Source organism: Brevundimonas sp., assembly GCF_044239655.1.
Taxonomy (GTDB): domain Bacteria; phylum Pseudomonadota; class Alphaproteobacteria; order Caulobacterales; family Caulobacteraceae; genus Brevundimonas.
The window spans coordinates 1-4332 of the sequence record NZ_JBIIAY010000175.1 but is presented as its reverse complement, the minus strand read 5'-3'; the positions used below and the strand labels follow the sequence as shown (position 1 = coordinate 4332).

The following is a 4332-nucleotide window of genomic DNA, read 5'->3' as shown; positions in this document are numbered from 1 at the left end:
CCCCGTCGTGCTCGGCCAGAAATGCCCGATCAGCGCCCCCAGCGCGATGGCGATCAGCACCTGGAAATACAGGTGGCGATAGAAGGGGTGTTTGACCGGCATCGGTATGGCAGGCGTACTGGGGTTCAAGACCGCTTCCTCTCGACGGACCAAGTCCGCTGTTTCCTCGATGCGATCTTGCGTCGCCTTCGCTGGACCGATGTTCGCCGCGCTTTCGCCGGATTCGAAATCCTTCTTCTCGCTCGGTGTATGGACTGTTTTCCTTGAATAATTCTCCATTCCTGGCCAATTTTTCAGGCGAGTAGTGCGAAATTCCGCCAATGACTATGGCTAGAGCGTGCGGAAAATCGCACACTGGCGACATGGCTGTTCTGAGGAATTTCATTGGTGGCCTCGCCAGGCAGGCGTCGAAGGGGCCCTGGCCGTTCGTCATCGTCGCCTGGCTGATCCTGACGATCACAGCCGCAGTCGCTGCGGGCGAGGTCGCCCGCCGTCAGGCCGAACGGGACATCGGCCGCCAGGCACAGGCTGCCGCCGCCCTGCATGCCGCAGTCCTGCGCAGCGAGCTCGAGAAGCACCGGTCCCTGCCCCTGGTCCTGGTTCAGGACCCAGAGGCAGTCATGCTGCTGAGCGATGCGACCCCGGCACGGGCCGAACTTGTGAATCGCAAGCTGGAGCTGCTTGCGGACCAGACCCGGGCCGCCGCCATCTATCTGCTGGACACCAACGGCGTTGCACGCGCCGCTTCCAACTGGCGGCTCCCGACCAGTTTCGTCGGCTCAAACTACAGTTTCAGGCCCTACTTCACCCGCGCGATCGCGCGAGGATCCGCAGAGTTCTTTGCCCTGGGCACCGTCAGCGGCCGACCGGGACTGTATCTCGCGCGCCGGCTCTCCGATGGTTCCGGCCGGCTGCTCGGCGTCGTTGTGGTCAAGGTCGAGTTCGATGCCCTGGAACAGGAATGGCGCGGCTCGGGCGAGCCTGCCTATGTCTCGGACCAGAGCGGCGTAGTCCTGATAACCTCCGTTCCCAACTGGCGATTCCGCACGGTCGCACAGATGACGCCTGAGCAACGTCGTCTGGTGCTGGCCGGTCAGACTCTGGGCCACGACGCCCTGGCCCCCCTGCCCTTCCAGACGACGACCAGCACGCCCCGGCTGGTCTCTGCGCCGGTCAATGGCTCGGACCAGCCCTGGATTTCCGCCCAGGCCCCGACCAGCACGCCGGGCTGGACCCTGCATCTGCTGTCCCCGGCCGGGAACGCCATCCTGGTGGCGGTGACCAACGCCCGCGCCGTCGCGGCCCTGATCGTCACCCTGTTGATGGTCGTCGTCGCCGTCCTGATCCGACGCCGCCAGCTGACGCAGGCCCAGGCCCTGGCCCAGATCGCCGCCCGCGCCGAGCTCGAGCATCGTATCGATGAACGTACGGTCGAACTTCGCGTCGCCAACAACGAACTCAACCGCCAGATCGACGAACGCCGCCAGGCCGAGGCCAGTCGCGAACTACTGCGCGACGAACTGGTTCAGGCCAACAAGCTGGCGACCCTGGGCCAGATCGCAGCCGGCGTGGCGCACGAGATCAACCAGCCGGTCGCTGCCATTCGCACACATGCTGACAGCGCCTCGGCCTATCTGGATCGTGGGGATAGGTCGGGTGTCCAACGCAACCTCACCCGCATCGCCGACCTTACGGGGCGCATCGGTTCGATCACCGACGAATTGCGAGCCTTTGCACGCAAGACCGCGTCCACCCCATCGCTCGTCGATCCCGAAGCCGCCATCGACGGAGCCCTGATTCTTCTATCGGGACGTCTGCGCGAGAGCCGCATAACCCTCGATCGTATGAGCACGACAGCCCCTTGCCTCGCGCTGGCGGAAAGAGTGCGGTTGGAACAGGTTATCGTGAACCTGGTCCAGAATGCCATCGAGGCGCTGGAGGAGGCCCGTCCTGCCGCGCCTCGCCTCTCGATCAAGGTACGGTCTGACCGCGATCACGTCGAGATCGTCATCGCCGACAATGGCCCCGGCCTTGACCCGGCCGTCGCCCAGGCCCTGTTCACCCCGTTCGTCACGACCAAGCCCAACGGCCTGGGTCTGGGCCTGGTGATCTGTCGCGACATCGTCGCGGGCTTCGGCGGTGAGTTGATCCTCAGCCCGTCCGGAGCCGGGGCGAGCTTCGTCATTTCACTGAAGGCGTCTCATTGATGGATTTCGCGAGACCTTCTGCCGTCGCCCTGGTCGATGACGATGGCGATTTCCGCGCGGCGCTCGCCGAACGTCTGGAGATCGAGGGGTTTGACGTAACGGCACATTCATCAGCCGAGGCCGCGCTCAAGGCTCTCGACCCCGGCTTCCCCGGTGTGGTCGTCAGCGACCTGCGCATGCCCGGGCTCGACGGCCGCCAGCTGCTGAGCCGCCTTCAGGCCATCGACGACGCCCTGCCGGTGATCATGATGACGGGCCACGGCGATATCGAGGATGCGGTCGAGGCTCTGCGTCACGGTGCCTATGATTTCGTGGCAAAACCCTTTGCCTTCGATCGCCTGCTCGGCAGTCTCAAGCGCGCATTGGAGAAGCGCGCCCTTGTGCTTGACAACCGTCGCCTCACCGCGGCCGCAGCCGACGCCGGGCTCGAACTGCCTCTGATCGGCGCGTCCGAGACCATGGTGCGACTGCGCGACACCATTGCCCAACTCGCCGACGCCCGTCTGGATGTGCTGATCGAGGGGGAGACCGGTGTCGGCAAGGAGGTCGTCGCGCGCGCCCTCCACAACGGCGGCCGTCGTCGCATCCATCCGTTTGTCGCCGTGAATTGCGGCGCGCTTCCCGACGGCCTGATCGAGAGCGAGCTGTTCGGTCACGAGGCCGGTGCCTTCCCCGGCGCCGTGCGCCGTCGTGTCGGCCATATCGAACACAGTCATCGCGGCACCTTGTTCCTGGACGAGATCGAAAGCATGCCCATGGCCGTCCAGATCAAGCTCCTGCGCGTCATAGAAGAGCGGGAGGTCCAGCCCATCGGCGCGACCCAGCCCCGTCCCATCGACCTGCGTATTCTCGCGTCCTCCAAAGTCGACCTGGAAGAGGCCGTACGGGCGGGGGTCTTTCGCAACGATCTCTATTATCGTCTGAACGTCATCAAACTCCGGGTGGCCCCCTTGCGCGAACGGCGCGATGACATTCCCCTGCTGTTCGGGCACTTCCTGCGACGCGCCGCGACGCGCGAGGGTCGCGTGGCCCCTCCAATGTCAGTCACCGTCCGCCGTCGCCTGCTGGACCATGACTGGCCCGGCAATGTTCGGGAGCTGGCCCACTTTGCCGAACGCGTCCTGGCAGGCCTGGAAGCGCCGCAATCTGCTACCCCGTCGCCAACTAGCGACGGCCTGGCCGAGAGTCTGGCACGTTACGAAAGCCAGCTGATTATCGAATCCCTCGAGTCCTGTGGCGGCGACGTCGTCGCCGTCGCAAGGACTCTGAAACTTCCCCGAAAAACCCTCTACGACAAGCTGCAACGCCATGGCCTTCGGCCCGCCGATTTTCGTAACAGGAATTAAGCCAGCGAAACTTCATTCTTCTCCGGCCTGGCTGTCCCCGAACGGCGCTCTGAAACGTTGCAGCCTTTGGCACAGCTCGTAGCAAACCTGCGAAAAGATCTAAGCGATCGAAGGTGCCTATCTGAAAGCCAACCGTGGTTGGCCACTCCGTGCATCTAACGGCAACTACCCTACAGTAACCTGTAACACCCCACCGCCTCAGCCCCAGACCGTGTTCGACCAAAGTCGATCTGCCGCTTGAAGCCGATGGCTGTCACAGATCGATTTGACGCCCGTTCAGTGGCGACAGAACAGCCGATGAACGGCGAGATTTGGGAGGCTAACGAATGACCGACAGCGCCGTGGGTGCGCCCGAAATGGACCAGAAGGCTCTCGACAAGCGATCCCGCCTTGTCATCCTCGCCTCGTCCGTCGGCACCGTGATTGAATGGTACGACTTCTATCTGTACGGGTCGCTGGCCGCGATCATCACGACCCAGTTCTTCTCGGGCGTGAACGAGACGACCGGCTATATCTTTGCACTGATGGCCTTTGCCGCCGGCTTCGCGGTCCGGCCGTTCGGTGCCATCGTTTTCGGACGCCTGGGTGACCTGTGGGGGCGTAAGAACACCTTCCTGGTGACGATGCTGCTCATGGGCCTGTCGACCTTCGTCGTCGGCCTGCTGCCGCCCTATGCGGCCATCGGCATCGCGGCACCGATCATTCTGGTGGCCATGCGACTGGTGCAGGGTCTGGCGCTGGGCGGCGAGTACGGCGGGGCCGCGACCTATGTGGCCGAG

4 protein-coding genes are annotated in these 4332 nt (G+C 64.1%); 3 read left to right on the top strand and 1 reads right to left on the bottom strand.

Annotated elements, in window-relative coordinates; all coding sequences use genetic code 11:
* Window positions 1–279: hypothetical protein (locus tag ACILQR_RS15715; protein ID WP_395652319.1), on the bottom strand; the 279-nt coding region annotated here is incomplete at its 3' end.
* A gap of 83 nt (window positions 280–362) precedes the next feature.
* Between ACILQR_RS15715 and ACILQR_RS15710 the strand changes: the two genes are divergently transcribed.
* From ACILQR_RS15710 to ACILQR_RS15700, 3 genes are all read left to right on the top strand, one after another.
* On the top strand, window positions 363–2207 hold the full coding sequence (locus ACILQR_RS15710; RefSeq protein WP_395652318.1) for an ATP-binding protein: 1845 nt from the start codon (window positions 363–365) through the stop codon (window positions 2205–2207).
* The gene (locus tag ACILQR_RS15705; RefSeq protein ID WP_395652321.1) at window positions 2207–3553 is read left to right on the top strand and encodes a sigma-54-dependent transcriptional regulator; all 1347 of its coding nucleotides are present in this window, start codon (window positions 2207–2209) and stop codon (window positions 3551–3553) included. Before ACILQR_RS15710 ends, ACILQR_RS15705 begins: the two co-directional genes overlap by 1 nt.
* A 356-nt stretch (window positions 3554–3909) precedes the next feature.
* A partial coding sequence (locus ACILQR_RS15700) for an MFS transporter (protein ID WP_395652320.1) occupies window positions 3910–4332 on the top strand: 423 nt, incomplete at its 3' end.

Bases quoted from the DNA above. Each gene is read 5' to 3' on its own strand.
- ACILQR_RS15705 (WP_395652321.1), top strand. From the start codon at position 2,207: ATGGATTTCGCGAGACCTTCTGCCGTCGCCCTGGTCGATGACGATGGC.
- ACILQR_RS15710 (WP_395652318.1), top strand. From the start codon at position 363: ATGGCTGTTCTGAGGAATTTCATTGGTGGCCTCGCCAGGCAGGCGTCG.